A 21015-nucleotide genomic window follows, 5' to 3' on the forward strand; every position below is an offset into this window, starting at 1 on the left:
GTAAAGTTATCTACGTCTTTTACTATTTCCATCTAGTTCTCTCTTTTAAAAGCATTGTTTAATGGTGGTACAACTTGTTTTTTTCGTGAAACAACGCCCTCTAAATCCACTGTATTCAATTGAAGAGGTTTTTCAAAAGCTATTTCAAATTGACGATATGCTGGACCATCTACTATCGCTACTGAATTACTTTCAATTATATCTGTAACTAAAAGAACATATAAATCGTAATCATTTTCTCTTGTTTCTTGTCGCATCGTTTCCAGGATATCTTTTTTCTGAACAAGAATGTCTTCAATATCTACCACATTTACTTGGCCAATTCGCACTGTTTCACTTCCCATAGGAAATGTCTTTGCATCATCATTTAAAATCTCTTCAGGTGTTTTTGAAGTAATGTCTGTTCCTGCTTTTAACATTTCTAAACCATACTCATCTAAAGATACACCAACAATATCAGCTAGTTCTTCAGCTGCTCGTACATCTTCTGAAGTACAGGTTGGTGATTTTAATAATAAGGTATCAGAAACAATTGCGGAAAGCATTAACCCGGCAATATGATTAGGAATGGTAACCTCATATTCTTTAAATAGTTTTAATAAAATTGTTGCTGTACATCCTACAGGTTCAGCTCTATAATACAATGGATCTGAAGTTTCAAAATTTGCAATGCGATGATGATCAACGACACCTTTTATACTGACTTCATTGATATCTGATACACTCTGTTGTTTTTCATTATGGTCCACTAACACAACAGCGTCTGTCTCATTTGATGCCGTTTCTATAATCCGAGGTTGATCTACTCGAAAATAATCCAGTACATATTTCGTTTCAGCATTAGGTTTACCTAATGCGACTGCTTCTGCTGCAATAGAAAGTTCATTCAATAAATATGTTAAAGCTATAGCAGATGCAATGGTATCTGTATCAGGGTTTTGGTGACCAAACACTAAAAGTTTACTCATTTTTATCACTCCTATTTTTACTTTTCTTACTATATAGATTAAAACAAAATGTGCATTTTAGCAATTAATCTATTAAAAAATCGGGTCATAAAAACTTTCTAAAATAAAAACATCTTTATAAGAATAAGGAGTTTACCTTCAGCTTACAAAGATGTTTAAAATATAATTATAAAACTTTGTCTAAGAATGTTTGAGTTCTTATTTCATTAGGTTCATCAAATAACTTATCTGGTACATTTTCTTCGACAATATAACCATCATCCATAAAAATAACTCGATCTGCTACTTGTCGTGCAAAGCCCATTTCGTGAGTAACTATGACCATAGTCATTCCTTCATCTACTAACTTTTTCATAACACCTAGAACTTCTCCAACCATTTCTGGATCTAAAGCAGAGGTCGGTTCATCAAACAACATAACTTCAGGGTTCATTGCTAAAGCTCGTGCAATAGCAACTCGTTGTTGTTGTCCACCCGATAAAGAATCAGGGTAATCATCAATTTTTTCTTCTAAACCAACCATTTCCAATAAATCTAAAGCCCGTTGATAGGCTTCGCTTTTAGACATTTTTTTTAATTCAACGGGTGCTAATGTTATATTTTCAGCAACTGTTAAATGTGGAAATAAATTAAATTGTTGAAAAACCATTCCTATATTTTGTCGAATAATATCAATCCTGGTTGAATGATCTGTTAAATCATTCTCATCTATTTTAATATGTCCTCCATTTACCGACTCTAATCCATTTAAACATCGTAAAAAGGTAGATTTACCTGAACCTGAAGGACCTATAATACAAATTACTTCACCTTTATTTACTTCTAAGTTTATGGATTTTAAAACTTCATTTTCACCAAAACTTTTCTGTAAGTTATCTACTTTAATAATGGTCATTATTATAGCTCCTTCTCTAATCGATTTGATAATTTCGTTAAAACTGTGATCAAAATAATATACATTGCTCCTATAATAAGCCAAATACTTCCCGACTGATAAGTTCGAGCAATAATAATTTTACCTGTTTGAGTTAATTCTACAATACCAATTACAGATAGAATGGAAGTATCCTTTAGTGTAATAACAAACTGGTTAATTAATGAAGGCATAGCTATTTTTGAAGCTTGCGGCAATATAATACGACGCATGGTGATGCTATTGGTTAGCCCAAGAGATTTACCAGCTTCAACTTGTCCTTTATTTACCGCTTGAATACCGCCCCTAACTATTTCTGCAATATAAGCAGTCGCATTCAAGCTTAATGTAATTATTCCAGCTATATTCGCATTGAATTTTAAGCCTGTCATTTGCGGAATACCAAAATAAATAAAGAAAGCTAATACAATTAAAGGAGAACCTCGCATAATATCTATATAAATTTGAGCAAGAATATTCAATAGGCTTACATCGCTCGTTCGCATTAACCCTATAATGACTCCAAATATTAATGCAATAAAGAATGACACAAAAGACAACCAAATTGTTTGCCATAAACCCTCCATTAAAGGTTCTAAGTTATTTATGAATTGAACTATTATATTTTGGTTCTTATTTTCTTCTTCTAAAGCTTCCTCACCTAAATAACGAGCAATAATCTCTTCATATTCACCAGAAGCTCTTAAATTAGCTAAACCATCATTAAACATTTGTAATAGCTCTTGATTTTCACCTTTATTTACAGCTAAGCCATTATCTGCAACAGCTTGTTGTTCCCCAATAAATTTTAAGCGAATGCGTCCAGTGGAATGGGCATACAACATAACTGGATAATCCTCAACCACGGCTACCGAGTTTCCTACTTGCATATCTTCGTACATATTAACTGAATCTTCAAAAACATTTAATGTAAAGCCATATTCTTCAGATAATTCAGTTGCAACATCAAAACCAGTAGTTCCTGTTTTAACAGCTACAATCTTACCTTCTAAATCTTCTAATGAATCAACTTCACTGTCTTCTAAAACAGCAAACTGTGAGCCTGAAGAATAGTAAGGATCTGTAAAGTCGAAAGCTTCTTTACGTTCATCTGTGATACTCATTCCTGCAATAACTCCATCTACTTGGTTACTTTCAAGTGCTTGTACTGCAGCATTAAACCCTAAGATTCGAAGTTCGTATTCAAAACCTTGATCTTCAGCGATAGCCTCTAACAAGTCCATATCAATTCCTACAAAGTCACCTTCTTCATCGACATATTCAAATGGAGCATAAGTCGTATCGGTTCCTATAATATATACCTTTTCTTGAGCGCTCACCTCAGTTCCCCTATTCAATAAAAAACCTAATATAAAAAATAAAATTCCAAATCTTTTTACCATTTTTTTGTATATCGACATGCTTGAACCTTCTTTCTTATGAAAAAGCTATAAAATTAACTTCATCAAATTCTCATATTTATAACATTATACTCATTTAAAGCTAATAAGGCAAATTGAGAATGATTTTTTCGCTTAAGAATAAAACGTTGAAAGTTTTCAAAAATGGATATAAAAAAGGATACAGGTTTTCCTATATCCTTCATTCATTCTATTTAATCTTAGAGTTAAAGATTATTTATTTTGATATTGATTGGTCATTAGAATACGATTTGCGTTCTCTACTCGATCTTTTGTTGGAGGTTCAATACCTTCTAACCGGTATGGAATGCCTAATTCTTTATATTTGTATACACCTAACTTATGATAAGGTAAAACCTCTACATTTTTAACTGCTGAACCTAAAGATTGAATAAAGCTACTTAGAGATTTTAAATCTTCATCAAAATCTGAGTGTTCTGGAACTAAAACATGTCGTATCCACATCGGAATATTACGATCTGCCAAATCACGAGCCATTTCAAGAATATTTGTATTTTCAGCCATCGTATATTTTTTATGGAATTCATTATTAATATGTTTAATATCCATTAAAACTAAGTCAGTATACTGCATTAACTCATCATACACGCTGTAAAACGGCTCTTCACGAGTAAATGGTCCTCCACACGAATCAATTGCGGTATGAACACCTTTCTCTTTAGCTAACTTAAATAGTTCTAAAATAAAGTCAATTTGTAGAAGAGGCTCTCCTCCACTTATTGTAATTCCACCTTCATCTCCCCAATATGCTTGATAATCAACGGCTTGGTCAATTAATTCTTGAGCAGTATAAGGGGTTCCTCCACCAATGTTCCAAGTGTCAGGATTATGACAGAAAGCACATCTTAGTCGACACCCCTGCATAAACACAACAAACCGAATTCCTGGTCCGTCGACGGAGCCAAATGTTTCTATAGAATGTACATATCCAAGTGTATCTTCTGTCATATTGATTCATCATCCTTACACTAATTTTTTATAAAATCGTTCTATTTCCAGCTAATAATTATAAACTTTCATGGAATGTACGGCTAATAACTTCCATTTGTTGTTCACGTGTTAGTTTAATAAATTTAACAGCATAACCTGAAACACGAATAGTAAGTTGTGGGTATTCTTCTGGGTGATCCATTGCATCCACTAAAGTTTCTCGGTTCAATGCATTAACGTTTATATGATGTCCACCTTTGTTCACGTAACCGTCTAGCATATTTGATAGATTTCTAATTTGAATATCTTCTGTTTTTCCTAAAGCATTTGGAACAATTGAGAAGGTATTAGAAATACCATCTAATGAAAATTCATAAGGTAGTTTAGCGACTGAGTTCAAACTAGCAAGAGCGCCTTTTTCATCTCGACCATGTAATGGATTTGCACCAGGAGCAAATGGTTCACCAGCACGACGACCATCCGGTGTATTCCCTGTTTTCTTACCATAAACAACGTTTGAAGTAATTGTTAAGATTGAAGTTGTATGAACAGAATCACGATAAGTTTCATGTTTTTTGACACTTGTTATAAATCGTTCTAAAAGCTCTATAGCAATATCGTCAACACGATTATCATTGTTTCCGTATTTTGGATAATCTCCTTCGATTTCATAATCAACGACTAAACCATTTTCATCTCGAATAGTTTTTACTTTCGCATATTTAATGGCAGATAGTGAGTCAACAGCTACTGAAAATCCTGCAATACCTGTTGCCATTGTTCTCAATACTTCAGTATCGTGTAGTGCCATTTGTGAACTTTCATAACTATACTTATCATGCATAAAATGAATAATATTTAATGTATTGATGTATAGTCCAGATAACCAATCAATCATTTCTTGATATTTTTCTTGTACTTCATCATAGTCTAAATACTCTGAAGTGATTGGAGCATAAGCTGGAGCAACTTGTGCTTTAGAAACCTCATCTACCCCACCGTTGATTGCATATAGGAGTGTTTTCGCTAAGTTTGCACGAGCACCAAAGAATTGCATTTGTTTTCCAATTTCCATAGCAGATACACAACAAGCAATTCCATAATCGTCACCATAGATTGGACGCATAACATCATCGTTTTCATATTGAATTGCACTTGTTTCGATTGATACTCTTGCACAAAAATCTTTAAAGTGTTGTGGTAAGTTATCTGACCATAAGACTGTTAAGTTTGGTTCTGGAGAAGGACCTAAGTTTCTTAATGTATGTAAGAAACGATAACTGTTTTTACTTACCATATGACGTCCATCCATACCCATACCTGCAATAGCTTCTGTAACCCAAGTTGGATCTCCAGAAAATAGTTCATTATATTCTGGTGTACGTGCGAATTTAACCAAACGTAATTTCATAACGAAATGGTCAACTAGTTCTTGCGCTTCTACTTCTGTCAAAGTACCGTTTTCAAGATCACGTTCAATATAAATATCTAAGAAGGTTGAAGTACGCCCCAATGACATAGCTGCACCATTTTGTTGTTTAACAGCTGCTAAATAACCAAGATATAACCATTGGAAAGCTTCTTGAGCATTTTCAGCAGGACGTGAAATATCAAAACCATAAATGTGTCCTAATTCCTTAATTTCATGTAAAGCTCTAATTTGTTCAGATAATTCTTCTCTTTGGCGAATAATTTTTTCAGACATGACTCCGCCACCACAGTGGTCTTTATCATTCATTTTTTCTTCAATTAAAAAGTCTATTCCGTATAAAGCGACTCGACGGTAATCACCGATAATACGTCCACGTCCATATGCATCAGGTAATCCTGTGATAACACCTGATCGACGTGCCGCACGCATTTCAGGTGTATAGGCATCAAAGACTCCTTGATTATGTGTTTTACGATACTCACTAAAAATATGAACTTTTTCAGGATTAATTTCGTAGCCATAAGATTCTGCTGCTTGTTCAGACATACGAATACCACCATAAGGTTGAAAAGAACGCTTAAAGGGTTCGTCTGTTTGAAAACCAACAACCGTTTCCTTTTCTTGGTCTAAATAACCTGGTCCATGAGAAGTGATAGAGGATACCACATCTGTATCCATGTCTAATACTCCTCCAGCTTCAATTTCTTTTCGATCTAAATCCATTACTTGATCCCATAATTGAGAAGTGTTCTCTGTTGGGCCTTCTAAGAAGGTATCATCACCATCATATGGGGTATAGTTCTTTTGAATAAAATCACGAACAGTTATATTATGTTTCCACTTACTACCCTTAAATCCATCCCATGCTTTATCATAAGAGGTAGAATCTATTGACTTTTGCATAATTACAACTCCTTATTTATTTTTTTGAATCCGTTTGTCTCTCTAACAACATATTAATTTTATCACATAGTAGGGGGTAAATTCAACCCGTTTTGCCATTAATTCTTAATAAGAATTATAACAAAATGCTAATACTACAACATGTAAGCGTATTAAATGATAATCTATTGAGAATGGGTGGAGTCGTTTATACCTTCACAATCTTTGTGAATAAATAGAGGGTGCTAATGAATGATTAACCATTCAATAGCACCCTCTTTTATAGAACGATTTAATTATTATCGGTTTCTTCAGTCTTTTCATAAATTAAGTCATCTCTTCGATAAGAGACAGGATGACCATCCGTTTCTTCATCCAAAACAAAAGAACCATTGCTGTAACGATCACTTATTCCATAATCCTTAGGTTGGATAGTAAATTCATGATCTTTATTTGTAACAAGCGTAATTTTTTCATCATTACTCATAACGCTAAACATTAAAGCAACTCGATGAGGATTTGCTTTTAACTCTCGAAGAATTAATAATCCACGTTTTGCTCTTGATATAATATCAAAATCAATCACGTTCATTTTCTTTACAGCTCCTCGGTGTGTTACCAGCATTACTTGAACGCTTTTCTCAGTAGGTTCAAAAATGCAGCCCGAAATTACATAGTCTCCGTCTTTAAGATTCATAGATCTTACTCCTTTTGCATTCGTACCATAAGTAGATACTTCAGCAAGTGAATAACGTAAACCATAACCGCGATGACTGACTAAAAATACATCGTAAGTTGTCTCATGATTCGCTTCATATACATTTACTAACTCATCACTTTTATCCTCTAAACGAATAGCTGTAAAGCTTTGAGTTTTATAACTTCTTTTAGGTGCAAAATCAGATATTTTTGTTTGTTTGATATTTCCATTTCGGGTAATTAAAACAAAAGTATCTTCTTTCGGTAATTTCCTATAACTATAAGCCACAACAATTCTTTCAGACGGCTCAAAAGAAATACTTTGAGATAGATGTTGACCAGGATCTTTCCAACGAATATCGGGAAGTTCATGGATCGGACGATTGATCACTTTTCCTTTGCTTGTAAAAATAATCATTTGATCTAAGGTAGATAATTTTTCAGCAAATAGGACATGGTCTCCATTTCGAATACTTATATCATCAGGTGAAGAGGATTGATAAGAGCGTAAACTTGTACGTTTTAAATACCCTTCTCTTGTCAAGGTAACGATAACTTCCTCTTCAGATATTAAGACTTCTTTTTCTACTTTTAGCTCTTCAATTTCATCTTCAATTTGAGTTAATCGTGGAGTTGCATAATTCTTCTTAATATCTTTTAGCTCTTTTTTAATGACTTGATCAAGTTTCTCTTTATTGTTTAATATTTCATTGTACTCTTTTATGCGTGTTTCTAAATCCTTCGCTTCTTTTTCTAACTCTGTAATATCTGTATTGGTCAAACGATAAAGTTGAAGATTCACTATAGCTTCGGCTTGTCTTTCACTAAATTCAAAGTCATTAATCAAGTTGACTTTTGCATGGGATTTATTCTTACTTTCTCGTATTGTAGTAATTACTTTATCTAGGATAGAGATTGCTTTGATTAGTCCTTTTACTATATGTTCTCGCTCTGTATCCTTTTTAAGAAGAGTATTCGTACGACGAGTAACTACTTCTCTTCTAAAATTCAAATAACTATTTAAAATGTCTCTTAAGCCTAATTGTTTAGGTTGCTTGTCATCAATAGCGATAACATTATAATTATAAGAAATCTGTAAGTCAGTGTTTTTAAGTAAATACGTTAATACACCTTCTGCATTAACACTTTTTCTCAGCTCGACAACAATCCTTAACCCTGCGCGGTCTGTTTCATCTCGGACATCCGCTATCCCATCAATCTTTTTATTAATGCGTATATCGTGAATCTTACTGACTAGACTGCTTTTATTCACATCATAAGGAATCTCTGTAATCACGATTTGTTCGCGCCCACCGCGCATCTTTTCGATTTCTGTCTTCGAGCGAATAACAATTCGCCCTCTCCCCGTGTCAAAGGCCTTTTTTAAGCCCTTTGCTCCCTGTACAATCCCACCGGTTGGGAAGTCAGGGCCTTTGACATACTTCATTAATGTTTTTAGATGGGCTTCCGGATGATCAATTAGATGTACCGTAGCATCAATGATTTCTCCTAAATTGTGAGGGGGAATATCCGTTGCATATCCTGCTGAAATCCCTGTTGCACCATTTACGAGTAAATTTGGATACTTAGCAGGTAAAACAGTAGGTTCCTCATCTGTATCATCAAAATTTAAAATAAAATCCACTGTATCTAAATTAATGTCTTTTACTAATTCGTTCGCAATTTTTGATAAGCGAGCTTCAGTATAACGCATGGCAGCGGCAGGATCTCCATCCATACTCCCATTATTTCCTTGCATATCGACTAAAGGTTCAAGCATTTTCCATTCTTGACTTAAACGAACCATTGCATCGTAAACTGAAGTGTCTCCATGCGGATGATAATTACCAATCACATTCCCTACTGTTTTTGCTGATTTACGGTAGGCTTTGTCATGAGTATTGTTCTCTTCTTGCATCGCAAATATAATTCGACGTTGAACAGGTTTTAAACCATCTCGAATGTCCGGAATCGCTCGCTCTTGAATAATATATTTCGAATACCGTCCAAAGCGATCCCCCATGACATTTTCGAGTGTTATTTTTTGAATTCCTGAGCTTTCTGCCATTAAACATCTAACCTTTCTTGCTGAAAGTCTTCTTCATTCTCTTCGAGAACTTCTTCCGTGTCTAGAATGCTGCCTTCTTCTTCCATTGTGAACTCAACATTATCTTCAATCCAATCTCGACGTGGAGCAACCTTTGAACCCATTAATACAGAAACACGACGTTCTGCTTGAGCTTCATCATCAATAGTCACCTGAATTAAGGTACGTCTTTCTGGATCCATTGTTGTTTCCCACAATTGATCAGCATTCATTTCTCCTAAACCTTTATATCGTTGTAAAGAATATTTTTTTAATTCTTTGGTCGTTTGACTTAGCTCTTCATCCGTCCAAGCATAGGAAGATTTTTGTTTCTTTCCTGAACCAGAAGTTACCTTGTATAAAGGAGGTTGAGCAAGATAAATCTTTCCTGCATCAATCAACGGACGCATGTAACGATAAAAGAAAGTTAAGAGTAAAGTCTGAATATGCGCACCATCGGTATCCGCATCTGTCATAATAATTACTTTATCATAGTTACAGTCTTTAATATCAAATTCCGGACCTACCCCTGCCCCAATGGTATAAATCATTGTTGCGATTTCTTCATTTTTGAAGATATCCGTTATTGAAGCTTTTTCTGTATTGATGACTTTCCCTCTTAATGGAAGGATAGCTTGGAACTTACGGTCTCGTCCTTGTTTTGCAGATCCTCCTGCTGAATTTCCCTCAACTAAATAAAGCTCATTCCGTTTCGCATTTCGACCTTGGGCGGGAGTGAGTTTATCAGAGATTAAAGCATCTCTTTGACGTCTTGACTTCCCATCTCGGGTGGCATTTTTTGCTTTTCTTGCGGCTTCTCGTGCTTCTCGTGCTTTTAGAGCTTTTCGAATAATTTGTTGGGACATCTCTCCATTTTCGGCGAGATAAAAGCCTAATTGTTCGGATATAACAGCTTCAGTAGCTGAACGAGCGCTAGAGGTTCCTAGTTTGTTTTTTGTTTGGCCCTCAAATTGAAGGATATTTTCAGGGATACGTACGGATAGAATAACCGCGATTCCTTCACGAATATCTGAGCCTTCTAGGTTTTTTTCTTTTTCTTTTAATAAGTTTGCTTGGCGAGCATAATCATTAAAGCTTTTTGTAAGGGCTGTTTTTGCACCTATTTCATGTGTCCCGCCATCTCGTGTCCGTACATTGTTTACGAAACTTAAGAAGTTCTCTGTATATCCATCATTATACTGATAAGAAAATTCTACTTCGATTCCATTATTTTCTCCTTCAAAATAACCGATGGGAGTTAATGTATCTTTATCTTCATTTAAATATTCAACAAAAGATTTGATCCCATCTTCATAATAGAATTCTTCTTCTACATCTGAACGAGTGTCTGTCAGACGAATCTTTGTCTTTTTAAGTAAGAACGCAGATTCGCGCATTCTTTCAGAGATTGTATCATAAGATAATTTTATTGATTTAAAGATTTCTGGATCGGGTTTGAAGTGAATGGTTGTACCGGTGGCTTTGCTTTTAATTTTTTTACGCTTAACGTTTCCGTCTGGTTTTCCACCATTTTTAAATTTTTGAGTATATTCATAGCCTTCTCTTTGAACAGATACGATTAGCCATTCAGATAATGCATTGACTACAGCGGCTCCTACACCATGAAGTCCTCCTGCAGTTTTATAGCCACCCTCTTCACTGAATTTTCCACCTGCATGCAAGATAGTAAAGATGACTTGTAAGGTTGGAATTCCAGACTGATGTGTTCCTGTTGGCATACCTCTTCCATTATCTTTTACAGAAATACTATTGTCTTCAAAAATTGTAATATCAATGGTATCGCCATAGCCTGCAAGAATCTCATCCACTGAATTGTCTACTATTTCATATACTAGATGATGAAGACCTCGTGAATCAGTTGACCCTATATACATACCAGGACGTTTTCTTACAGCGTCTAAACCTTCTAAAATTTGAATAGAAGAATCGGAATATTTTTGTTGTGCCATTTAATGATGCACCCCTTCTACAAATTTAACTATTAATTTATTCAGTTATTTAATCTAATTGAAACGCTTGTTCTCATTCAACAAGCATACTTTACAATTATACCATAAAATTGTCAACTTTTATTCTAACAACTGGCTTAATAAGCTTTCTCCCTCTTTTTTTGAAATAATTGTTAAAGTACGGTTTAAATCATGGTAAACTATATATATCGCTTTGAGGAGTTATTTATCAATATTTAGCCCCTTACTTTGAGGAGAGATTAATTTGAATATTCTTGTTCTAATGATAATTGCCTATTTATTAGGCTCTATTCCATCGGGCGTTTGGATTGGAAAATTATTATATCATAAAGATATCCGCGAATATGGAAGTGGAAATACAGGAGCAACCAATACCTTTCGTATTTTAGGCGCAAAAGCTGGGACTCTTGCTTTAATCATTGATGTAATGAAAGGAACTCTTGCTACCTATCTGCCAATTTGGTTAGGAAGTGACATTCACCCTATATTTATTGGAATTTTTGCAATCCTAGGTCATGTCTTTCCATTATATATTAAATTTAAAGGTGGAAAAGCAGTAGCTACCTCTGCAGGAGTTGCGCTAGCCTTACACCCAATTTTTCTATTGATTTTTGTAGGAGTATTTTTAATTTTATTATTTACAACAAGCATTGTAAGTATTTCAAGTATTCTGGCAGTATTCTTTGCTGCCATTGGTTCTTTTTTCATAAATGACCCTATTTTCTCTACGATTATTTGGATAGTTGCTTTATTAATTATTTATCTTCATAGAGAAAATATTAATCGACTTAGAGACGGAACAGAAAGTAAAGTTCCTTTTGGATTACGTAGTTCAAAAAAAGATTAATTATCTAGATTTTATAGCGTTAAGGAACTTTGCTGATTCCTTAGCGCTTTTTTTGATGGAATCAATAAAAAAGCTAGTTTATCCAAGGTTTTTGAATAAACTAGCGACTCTTTTCACCTTACCATTATTATAGAATGTATTGAGATAGATCATGATCTTCAGCGATATGTCCAATTTTATCTTGAACATATTTTTTCGTAATATTGACTTCTCCCATTTGCATATCACTTGCTTCAAATAATAATTCTTCTAATAACTTCTCTAAAATGGTATGCAAACGACGAGCACCAATATTATCTGTCTCTTCATTCACTTTTTGAGCAATGTTAGCTAATTCTTCTACTGCATCCATTGTGAAGTTAACATCCACATTTTCAGTACTTAACAGTGCTTGGTATTGTTTAATTAATGAGTTTTTAGGTTCCGTTAAGATTTTGATGAACTCATCTGCAGTTAAATCATCTAATTCTACACGAATCGGGAAACGACCTTGTAATTCTGGGATTAAATCACTTGGTGTAGAAGTATGGAAAGCACCAGACCCGATAAATAAAATGTAGTCTGTTTTCACATTACCATATTTTGTTCGGACGACAGAACCTTCAACGATAGGTAAGATGTCTCTTTGAACCCCTTCACGAGAAATCTGTGCTTGTCCTCCTTCATCTTTAGAAGCAATTTTATCAATCTCATCTAAGAAAATAATTCCATTGTTTTCAGCTAACTGAATAGCTTCAGATTCAATATCCGCACTTTCAATTAATTTATCGGCTTCTTCCTCTGTTAAAACTCCAACAGCTTCTTTAACTGTCATAGTACGTTTTATTTTGTTTGGTGATTTAAAGGCACCAAGTGTATCCGATAAATCAATTCCCATTTGTTCGAACTGATCGTTCATTGGTCCTGTAGCTTTTTGTTGTTTTTCTTCGACTTGAATTTCGACTTCACGACTATCTAATACTCCGCGCTTTATTTGATCGACTAATTCACTTCTTTTTGAAGAAATTTCTTCTGTAACTTCTTCCTCAGGTTCTTCTGCTCCCAAATTCATTTGATTAGGATCTAACCCCATGCTTTGATAAAATTGTGCGAAAGGATTTGAGCTTTGTTGTGTTTTTTCTTTGCGGATTCCTGGAGCTAGAGCTTTAGCAATACGTTTAACTGCTTCGTTTTCTGCGCGTGCATGTACTTCACTCCGTTTTTCGCGGCGAACAAGCTGAATGGAAGCTTCTACTAGGTCTCGTACCATAGATTCTACATCCCGCCCCACATATCCGACTTCTGTAAATTTTGTAGCTTCAACTTTAAGAAAAGGCGCATATAAAATATCAGCCAAGCGTCTAGCGATTTCTGTTTTCCCTACACCAGTAGGCCCAATCATTAAAATATTTTTAGGGGTAATTTCTTTTTGCATTTCTGGTTCAATTAATTGACGACGATATCGGTTTCTTAATGCAATCGATACTGCTTTTTTTGCTTCACCTTGACCAATAATATATTGATCTAGACGTTTCACAATTTCCTTTGGTGTTAATTCTTTTGTATTTTGCAAAATATAGACACTCCAATTCTTATAATTTTTCAGTGATAATATTTTCATTTGTGAAAATATCGATTTCAGAAGCGATTTGTAAGCCTTCTCGGGCAATCTCTTCAGCGGTTAGCTCTTTATTGTGTCGTTTTAAGGCGCGAGCTCCGGCTAAAGCGTAATTTCCGCCAGATCCAATACTTAAAATATCATCGTCAGGTTGAATAACCTCACCTGTACCAGAAATTAAAAGCATCTTATCTTTATTCATAGCAATAAGTAAAGCTTCGAGTTCACGCATTGCTCTATCAGAACGCCACTCTTGAGCCAGCTCAACAGCTGCTCTTTCTAGATTTCCGCTATATTTGTTTAAGTTTCCTTCAAATTTATCTTCAAGGGTAAACGCATCCGCTACACTTCCAGCAAAACCTACAATAACTTGATCATCATAAATTTTTCTAATTTTACGGGCTGTTCCTTTCATAATAACGGATTCTCCCATTGTGACTTGTCCATCACCAGCCATTGCAGCCTCTCCATTGTGTTGAACAGCTAATATTGTTGTTGCATGAAACTTAACCATTAAATCTCCTCCAACTAATAAATTTCCTTTTAATATAGAGCTTTATAACTTTTAAGCTCTAGGATGGAACTGTTTATAATCTTTTAATAAATGATCTTTTGTTACATGAGTATAAATTTGAGTAGAAGATAAGCTTTTATGTCCTAATAATTCTTGAACCGTTCGCATATCCGCTCCATTGTTCAGTAAATGTGTCGCAAAAGAATGTCTCAGTTTATGAGGATGAATAGAAGAAGTTAAACTCGTTTTTTTAATTAATTGATTCAATGCATATTGGATCCCTGAAACTGAAATATGTTCGCCATATTGACTAATAAATAGATAATCATGTTTTTTATGGTATTTTTCCATTAGTAGAGAACGACAATTTTCAATATATTCTTCAATAGCTATTTTTGCATACTCACCAAAAGGAACATAACGTTCACGGTTTCCTTTTCCTAAAACAAGCATAACCCCTAAATTTAGATCAATGTCTTCTAATTTTAAATGCTGGCATTCACTAACACGAATCCCTGTTCCATATAAAACTTCTAATAACGCCTTGTTACGGTAATCCAGAGGTTTCGTTCCAGACGCCGCTTCAAATAAAAGTTCAATTTCTTCATCATAGAAAAAATTCGGTAAACGTAAACCCGTCTTCTTTAAGTAAAGGTAGGAAAATGGGTTCTCATCAATAAAATCATGGTTCAAAAGATATTGATAAAAAGCACGTAAACTAGAGATTTTTCTAGATATAGATGTTCGACTATATTTTTCATCGGTCAATGCGCTCAAATAAATTCTTGTATCCGTCAGATCAATTTCTAATAGGTTCGAATCGCCTGTTTCTTCTAAAAACTCGACAAAATCCCTAATATCTTCTAAATAGGCATCATCTGTTAAGCTCGAGTAATTTCTTTCATACTTTAAATAGGCACTAAACTCTTGAATTAATTCTTCATTTGAAAGCAAACGAGCACCTCCCAATTTTATCTCTTTTATATAAAAGTCCTTCTATTCATTATTTTATTATACATTGTTTAAAAGAGAGATAAAACCATATGAAATTTTAATGAAAAATTATCGACTTCTCTCTCTTATCACAGATAAAAAAAGCTGAATAAATCATTCTATTATTTATCTTTTAAATAAAGAATTTTTATTCAGCCATTTTAATTATTTTTGTGGTTCTTCCTCATAATCACAATTTGAGCAAACTACTTGGACTTGTTTACGTGTACGTTTTTCTACTAGGTATTCGTCACATTTTGGACAGTCTCTTCCAATTGGTTTATCCCATGAAGAGAAGTCACAGTCTGGATATCGTTCACATCCATAGAACAGACGATTACGTTTTGTTTTACGTTCTACAATTTCACCTTTTTTACAAGTTGGACAAGTTACCCCAATTTTTTTCAATATTGGTTTGGTATTTCTACATTCTGGGAAATTTGAACATGCATAAAATTTCCCGTAACGTCCCATTTTAATAACCATTGGGTGCCCACAGACATCACAATCAAAACCAGCAGGCTCATCTTTAATTTCGATTTCTTCCATTTCCTCTTCTGCTTTCTCAATTTCTTTATGAAAAGGTTTATAGAAGTTATCTATCAATTCAATCCAGTCCTGTTTGCCATCTTCTATTTCATCTAAACGTTCTTCCATATCTGCCGTGAATGTAACATCGACAATTTGTGGGAAATATTCAACAATTAAATCATTGACAATTTCCCCTAGTTCTGTAGGTTCAAACCTTTTGCTTTTCATCGTTACATAATAACGGCGTCGAAGAGTGTTTAATGTCGGTGCATAGGTTGACGGACGTCCTACACCTATTTCTTCTAGCGTTTTAACCAAGGTAGCTTCAGAAAAACGAGCAGGAGGTTGTGTGAAATGTTGTTTAGGGTCAAGCTTAACTAAATCAACATCTTCACCTTCGTTTAAATCAGGTAAAATATTATCTTTTTCAGCTGCACGATCTTTATAAACTTTTGTAAAACCAGCAAATGCCAACTGAGAGCCATTTGCGCGAAAAGTCACACCATTTTGTATCAAGTCAACACGCATTGTATTGTATACGGCTGGCTTCATTTGACTTGCAATAAATCGATTCCAGATCAACTGATATAATCTATATTGATCTTTAGATAAATATTTCTTAATAGACTCTGGAGTACGACTTATACTTGTCGGACGTATCGCCTCATGTGCATCTTGAGCATTACTACTATTGGCAGTTTTTTTACTTGTTCCTACGTATTCTTTTCCATAATTTTCTTCAATAAAACTTACCGCTTCATTTCGAGCTGTATCCGAAATACGAGTTGAATCTGTACGCATATACGTAATTAAACCAACTGTTTGATTTCTTTGAATTGAAACCCCTTCATACAATTGTTGAGCAACTTGCATTGTTTTATTTGTTCGGAAATTCAATCGATTGGCTCCATCTTGTTGAAGCGTACTGGTTGTAAAAGGTTTTTGAGGGTTTCGACGTCTTTTACTTCGTTTAATTTCAGCTACCGTCCAAGGACGATCCTTATCGATTTTATCCATAACTTCAGATACTTGTTCTTGCTTGGGTAAATCTTTTTTCTTAGAATTTATACCGTAAAATGATGCTTCAAAAGATTTTTTCTCTTTTTTAAACTCACCATTTATTGACCAATATTCTTTTGGTTTAAAACTGCGAATTTCTTTTTCGCGATCAATAATTATTTTTAAGGCGACGGATTGTACTCGGCCTGCACTTAAGCCACTTTTTACTTTTTTCCAAAGAATTGGACTAATTTCATATCCAACCACTCGATCAAGAACGCGTCGAGCTTGTTGGGCATCCACTAAATCTTTATCAATAGCGCGCGGACTCTTAAAGGCATCTTTAACCGCATCTTTAGTAATCTCGTTAAATATTACTCGATTTTTATCTTCATTATCTAACTTTAGAGCATGACTAATGTGCCATGCAATCGCCTCACCCTCACGATCCGGGTCAGCGGCTAAATATATTTTTTCTGCTTTTTTTGCATATTTTTTTAAATCTTTAACGACCGGCCCTTTCCCTCGAATCGTGATATAATCTGGCTCGTAATTATTTTCGAAATCAATTCCCATCCGACTTTTAGGCAAATCACGAACATGGCCTTTACTAGCAATAACCTTATAATTTTTTCCTAAATAACGTTCAATGGTTTTCCCTTTAGCTGGTGATTCCACAATAACTAGATATTTATAAGCCAAATAAAAACTCCTTTCTACATAAATCTTTTTATTCGTTTAATATTATTTATTCATTTTTATAAAATCGTTACATATCATAGGACATATGAATAAGACTTGTCAACTACTTTATTTTTATTTTGAAAAAGTTTCTACTATATATACATCCATTCTTTCAAAATATCATCGCTATTTTTAGTTAGAATACCACCTAATTGAATAAGGCGATGACAACCTTCTGTTGTTTGATCAAAGATAGATCCTGGAACAGCAAAAACATCCCGACTTTCATCTAAAGCATTATAGGCAGTAATTAAACTGCCACTTCTTTTTTTCGCTTCAATAACTAATATTCCGCGGCTCAGCCCAGCTATTATACGATTCCTTTCAGGAAAGTGAAACTTTAATGGCTTAGAGCCTATCGGATATTCACTCACGACAAGATGTTCTTCTATCATTTTTCTTTGAAGCATCCGGTTTTCAAAAGGATAGTATCGATCTAAACCAGTCCCAATGACACCAATTGTGCTTCCAGCTGCGTTTAGAGTTACTTGATGAGCTTTTGTATCAATCCCTTTTGCTAGTCCACTTATCACACCTATTTCTTTATCCGTTTTTAAAATAAGTGAGTCTAAAATATGCTCAGTAGCCTCTAAGCCATAATTCGTACAAGAACGAGCCCCAACAACTCCTAGCCAAGTGTGTTTTTCAATCAACTCATAATTCCCTTTAAAGAATAAGACCACAGGTGGTGAAAAAATTTGTTTTAAAGTAAAAGGATAATTCTCTGACAAAATAGTAACCCATCGGATGCCTTGTTCTTCATATTTTTTCATTTCTTTAGATAGATCCAATGTCTCTAAAAAAGACGTAAAAGAAGCTTTCTTTTTTTGTGAAAGCTTCTTAATTTTTCCGGATTTAAATAGTGAAGGTGGTAAATTTTCTTCAGGATGTTTTGTTTTTGCTGAAGACTCTACCATCTCAAAAAACAAACTAAATTTTTCAATCGCTTGTAAAGAGGGATAAATACCTAAAGCAAAGAGCCACTCTTTTACAGTTATAAATTTTTGCATGAAAATCACTCTTTCTTTGAAATTATCTACTATATATATAATTAGCAAAAAAAGTCGATTTTCTTTTTTTATTTTAACTTTTTTAAATATATTTTTTAACTGGTGAAAAAGAACGACGATGAATAGGAGTAATCCCCAAGCGTTTCATTGCTTCTAAGTGTTCTTTCGTACCATATCCTGCGTTATTTGCAAAACCATATCCAGGAAATTCTCTACCGTATTCAACCATCATCTCATCTCGGGTAACTTTTGCAATAATACTGGCTGCGGCTATACTATTGCTTTTTAAGTCGCCTTTAATGATTGTTTCTTGTGGAATTGGCGTCTGAAGTTGGACCGCATCCACTAACAAAAGTTCAGGTTGTTTGTTTAAGTTGGAAACTGCTTTCTTCATCGCTATTTTTGTAGCACCTAAAATATTATACTTGTCAATTTCCTCTGCAGAAACAACACCTATCCCTACAGCGACTGCTTCTTTTTTTATTTTTGTAAAAAGTTCAACTCGCTTAGCTAAGGATAATTTTTTTGAATCATTCAAGCCCAAAATTTGTTTGTCTTGATCTAAAATTACCGCTGCTGCAACAACAGGTCCGGCAAGAGGTCCTCGTCCGACTTCATCAATTCCAGCGATAAGTGAATAAGTAGTCGCATAATTTTCTTCTAATTGATTCATTCTCTGGTATCGATCATAAAGTTTTTGTTTTGCTACTTGTCTTTTTTGCCATTGTTTGACGGCTAGCTGAACACCTTTACGTTCATCCGCCTGACAAGCTAATAGAAATTCATCTTCATAATCAGTGACATATTGTAATCTTTCTTTGATTTCATTTATTGTCATTTTCATTAATATTCATATCCTCTAAGGTCTCAAATGAGAGTCTGCCTAATTTTCCATCTCGAAGTTCATTTAACAGCATATCTGCCCCACGATCGTAATCGTCGAAGTAACCGCGTTTTTCTGTGATAAGGAGTAAAAGATCCGGTGCAGATAATTCTTCTTCAAGCATCAAATCAAAATTATATCTTTTAGCCAAAACTCCTGGATAATTTTTCGTTAGATAATTAATCCCGAAAATCGCAATATCATCTTTATAATAAAGCGTTTCTTTGATAGCTCCTGTTAAAGCGAGTTTTTGACCGATTAAAGGCTCCTCAAATTTGGGCCATAAAATCCCAGGCATATCTAATAGTTCTAGTTGATTTTTATATTTAATCCATTGTTGAGCTTTAGTTACTCCTGGTCGATTTCCAGTCGTTGTTATATTTTTACCTGCAAATCGGTTAATTAACGTTGATTTTCCAACATTTGGGATCCCAACAGTCACTGCACGAATCGCTCGTTCTTTTAAGCCTTTCTCTTCTCTTTTTAATGCATTTTCTTCTAACACACTGCGTGCAGCTTCAATGATTTTGTCAATCCCTTGATTAGATTTACCATTAAAAGGTACAGCTTTTATATTCTGTTGTTTATAATAATTTAACCACTGATTCGTTACTTTAGGATCCGCTAAATCGGATTTCATTAAAATAAGAACTTGAGGTTTATTTTGAATTAATTGGACCACATCTGGATTTCTTGAAGAAACAGGGACACGTGCGTCTACTAGCTCAAACACGACATCAACTAGCGGCAATTTCTCTGTTAATTCTCTTTTAGCTTTTGCCATATGTCCAGGATACCATTGAATATTTGTCATTATTACCACCCTCTTAGTCAAAAAATTACCGTGTCAGCTATAATATGCCAACACGGTTTTAAATTTTAATTTATAATTTACTCAACAAAACCTATATCTTCAAATGGCCAATATCTGAAGGCTACTTTTCCAAGAATTACCTCTTCATCAACTAAACCAAAACTTCGACTGTCTCTAGAATTTAATCGGTTATCACCTAAAACAAAGTATTTCCCTTCAGGAACTTCTTCAATGCCTAATAAAGATTGTAACGAGAAGTTTCCAGATGAATAATAATCTTTTCCTTCAACCGAATAATCTAGAAAGTTTTCTTCTACTTCTTCTCCATTTATATAGAGAATATCACTATGGTATTCTATTGTATCCCCAGGAACTCCAATCACACGTTTAATGTAACGTGTATCTTCATCCTCTTCATCTGGCGGTGGAAATACAACGATATCAAAGTTATCAATATCTGAATAGACATTCAAAAATAAATAATCACCGTTATGCAATGTTGGTTCCATAGAATCTCCATCTACTAACACTGGCGTATAAAAATAACGGTTAATAATAAAGAATATACCGAATAAAAAAGCAATATATAATAGCGTCGAAACGATATCCTTTAATAATGAATTATTTTGTTGATTATTTTTTTTCGCCCCATGTCTCTCACTACGTGGAGGTAAATCTGATTGATGATTTCCCATTACATCCGCTCCCATATCTGTGGAATAAAATATGAACGTTCATTT

The 21015-nt window shown here is 34.3% G+C and carries 16 protein-coding genes; 1 reads left to right on the forward strand and 15 read right to left on the reverse strand.

The window, feature by feature from the left end:
• Positions 1 to 32: 32 nt before the first annotated feature.
• The 7 genes from BUB96_RS05735 to parE all read right to left on the reverse strand — a co-directional run bounded on the left by BUB96_RS05735 (position 33) and on the right by parE (position 11322).
• Positions 33 to 968 (reverse strand): manganese-dependent inorganic pyrophosphatase, encoded by a 936-nt coding sequence (locus BUB96_RS05735; RefSeq protein WP_073297696.1) that lies wholly within the window; start codon positions 966 to 968, stop codon positions 33 to 35.
• A gap of 166 nt (positions 969 to 1134) precedes the next feature.
• Complete coding sequence (locus BUB96_RS05740; RefSeq protein WP_073297698.1) at positions 1135 to 1863, reverse strand: amino acid ABC transporter ATP-binding protein; 729 nt, start codon at positions 1861 to 1863, stop codon at positions 1135 to 1137.
• Positions 1864 to 1865: 2 nt separating this feature from the next.
• Entirely contained in the window at positions 1866 to 3221 is a 1356-nt protein-coding gene (locus BUB96_RS05745) for an ABC transporter substrate-binding protein/permease (protein ID WP_234945807.1), read from the reverse strand.
• A gap of 294 nt (positions 3222 to 3515) precedes the next feature.
• The gene (pflA, locus tag BUB96_RS05750) at positions 3516 to 4271 is read right to left on the reverse strand and encodes a pyruvate formate-lyase-activating protein (RefSeq protein ID WP_073297703.1); all 756 of its coding nucleotides are present in this window, start codon (positions 4269 to 4271) and stop codon (positions 3516 to 3518) included.
• Between the two features lie 58 nt (positions 4272 to 4329).
• Positions 4330 to 6588 carry a formate C-acetyltransferase gene (gene pflB / locus BUB96_RS05755; protein ID WP_073297705.1) on the reverse strand — a complete coding sequence of 753 codons (2259 nt, stop codon included), beginning with the start codon at positions 6586 to 6588 and terminating at the stop codon, positions 4330 to 4332.
• Between the two features lie 271 nt (positions 6589 to 6859).
• The gene (gene parC, locus BUB96_RS05760) at positions 6860 to 9334 is read right to left on the reverse strand and encodes a DNA topoisomerase IV subunit A (RefSeq protein WP_073297707.1); all 2475 of its coding nucleotides are present in this window, start codon (positions 9332 to 9334) and stop codon (positions 6860 to 6862) included.
• A complete protein-coding gene (gene parE / locus BUB96_RS05765; RefSeq protein ID WP_073297709.1) occupies positions 9334 to 11322 on the reverse strand; it encodes a DNA topoisomerase IV subunit B in 1989 nt (662 codons plus the stop codon). The genes parC and parE overlap by 1 nt, the downstream gene beginning before the upstream one ends.
• 265 nt (positions 11323 to 11587) lie before the next feature.
• On the opposite strand from parE, the gene plsY reads away from it, so the two are divergent.
• Positions 11588 to 12190, forward strand: a complete 603-nt coding sequence (gene plsY, locus BUB96_RS05770) for a glycerol-3-phosphate 1-O-acyltransferase PlsY (RefSeq protein ID WP_073297711.1) — start codon at positions 11588 to 11590, stop codon at positions 12188 to 12190.
• Positions 12191 to 12317: 127 nt separating this feature from the next.
• Here the strand turns inward: plsY and hslU are convergent, their stop codons facing one another.
• From hslU to lepB, 8 genes are all read right to left on the reverse strand, one after another.
• Positions 12318 to 13790: an ATP-dependent protease ATPase subunit HslU gene (gene hslU / locus BUB96_RS05775; RefSeq protein ID WP_084136897.1), complete on the reverse strand. Its 1473-nt coding sequence runs from the start codon at positions 13788 to 13790 to the stop codon at positions 12318 to 12320.
• Positions 13762 to 14301, reverse strand: a complete 540-nt coding sequence (gene hslV, locus BUB96_RS05780) for an HslVU peptidase proteolytic subunit (protein ID WP_073297715.1) — start codon at positions 14299 to 14301, stop codon at positions 13762 to 13764. The genes hslU and hslV overlap by 29 nt, the downstream gene beginning before the upstream one ends.
• Before the next feature lie 51 nt (positions 14302 to 14352).
• Positions 14353 to 15255, reverse strand: coding sequence for a tyrosine recombinase XerC (xerC, locus tag BUB96_RS05785; RefSeq protein WP_073297762.1), 903 nt, complete (start codon positions 15253 to 15255; stop codon positions 14353 to 14355).
• A gap of 204 nt (positions 15256 to 15459) precedes the next feature.
• The gene (gene topA / locus BUB96_RS05790) at positions 15460 to 17526 is read right to left on the reverse strand and encodes a type I DNA topoisomerase (RefSeq protein ID WP_073297717.1); all 2067 of its coding nucleotides are present in this window, start codon (positions 17524 to 17526) and stop codon (positions 15460 to 15462) included.
• A gap of 134 nt (positions 17527 to 17660) precedes the next feature.
• Positions 17661 to 18578 (reverse strand): DNA-processing protein DprA, encoded by a 918-nt coding sequence (gene dprA, locus BUB96_RS05795; RefSeq protein WP_143274285.1) that lies wholly within the window; start codon positions 18576 to 18578, stop codon positions 17661 to 17663.
• An 82-nt stretch (positions 18579 to 18660) separates the two neighbouring features.
• The gene (locus tag BUB96_RS05800; protein WP_073297719.1) at positions 18661 to 19422 is read right to left on the reverse strand and encodes a ribonuclease HII; all 762 of its coding nucleotides are present in this window, start codon (positions 19420 to 19422) and stop codon (positions 18661 to 18663) included.
• On the reverse strand, positions 19403 to 20275 hold the full coding sequence (gene ylqF / locus BUB96_RS05805) for a ribosome biogenesis GTPase YlqF (RefSeq protein WP_073297721.1): 873 nt from the start codon (positions 20273 to 20275) through the stop codon (positions 19403 to 19405). Before ylqF ends, BUB96_RS05800 begins: the two co-directional genes overlap by 20 nt.
• A gap of 77 nt (positions 20276 to 20352) precedes the next feature.
• Positions 20353 to 20970 carry a signal peptidase I gene (lepB, locus tag BUB96_RS05810; protein WP_084136900.1) on the reverse strand — a complete coding sequence of 206 codons (618 nt, stop codon included), beginning with the start codon at positions 20968 to 20970 and terminating at the stop codon, positions 20353 to 20355.
• Positions 20971 to 21015: the final 45 nt, after the last annotated feature.

The sequence above is a fragment of the Atopostipes suicloacalis DSM 15692 genome (genome assembly GCF_900129085.1).
GTDB lineage: Bacteria > Bacillota > Bacilli > Lactobacillales > Carnobacteriaceae_A > Atopostipes > Atopostipes suicloacalis.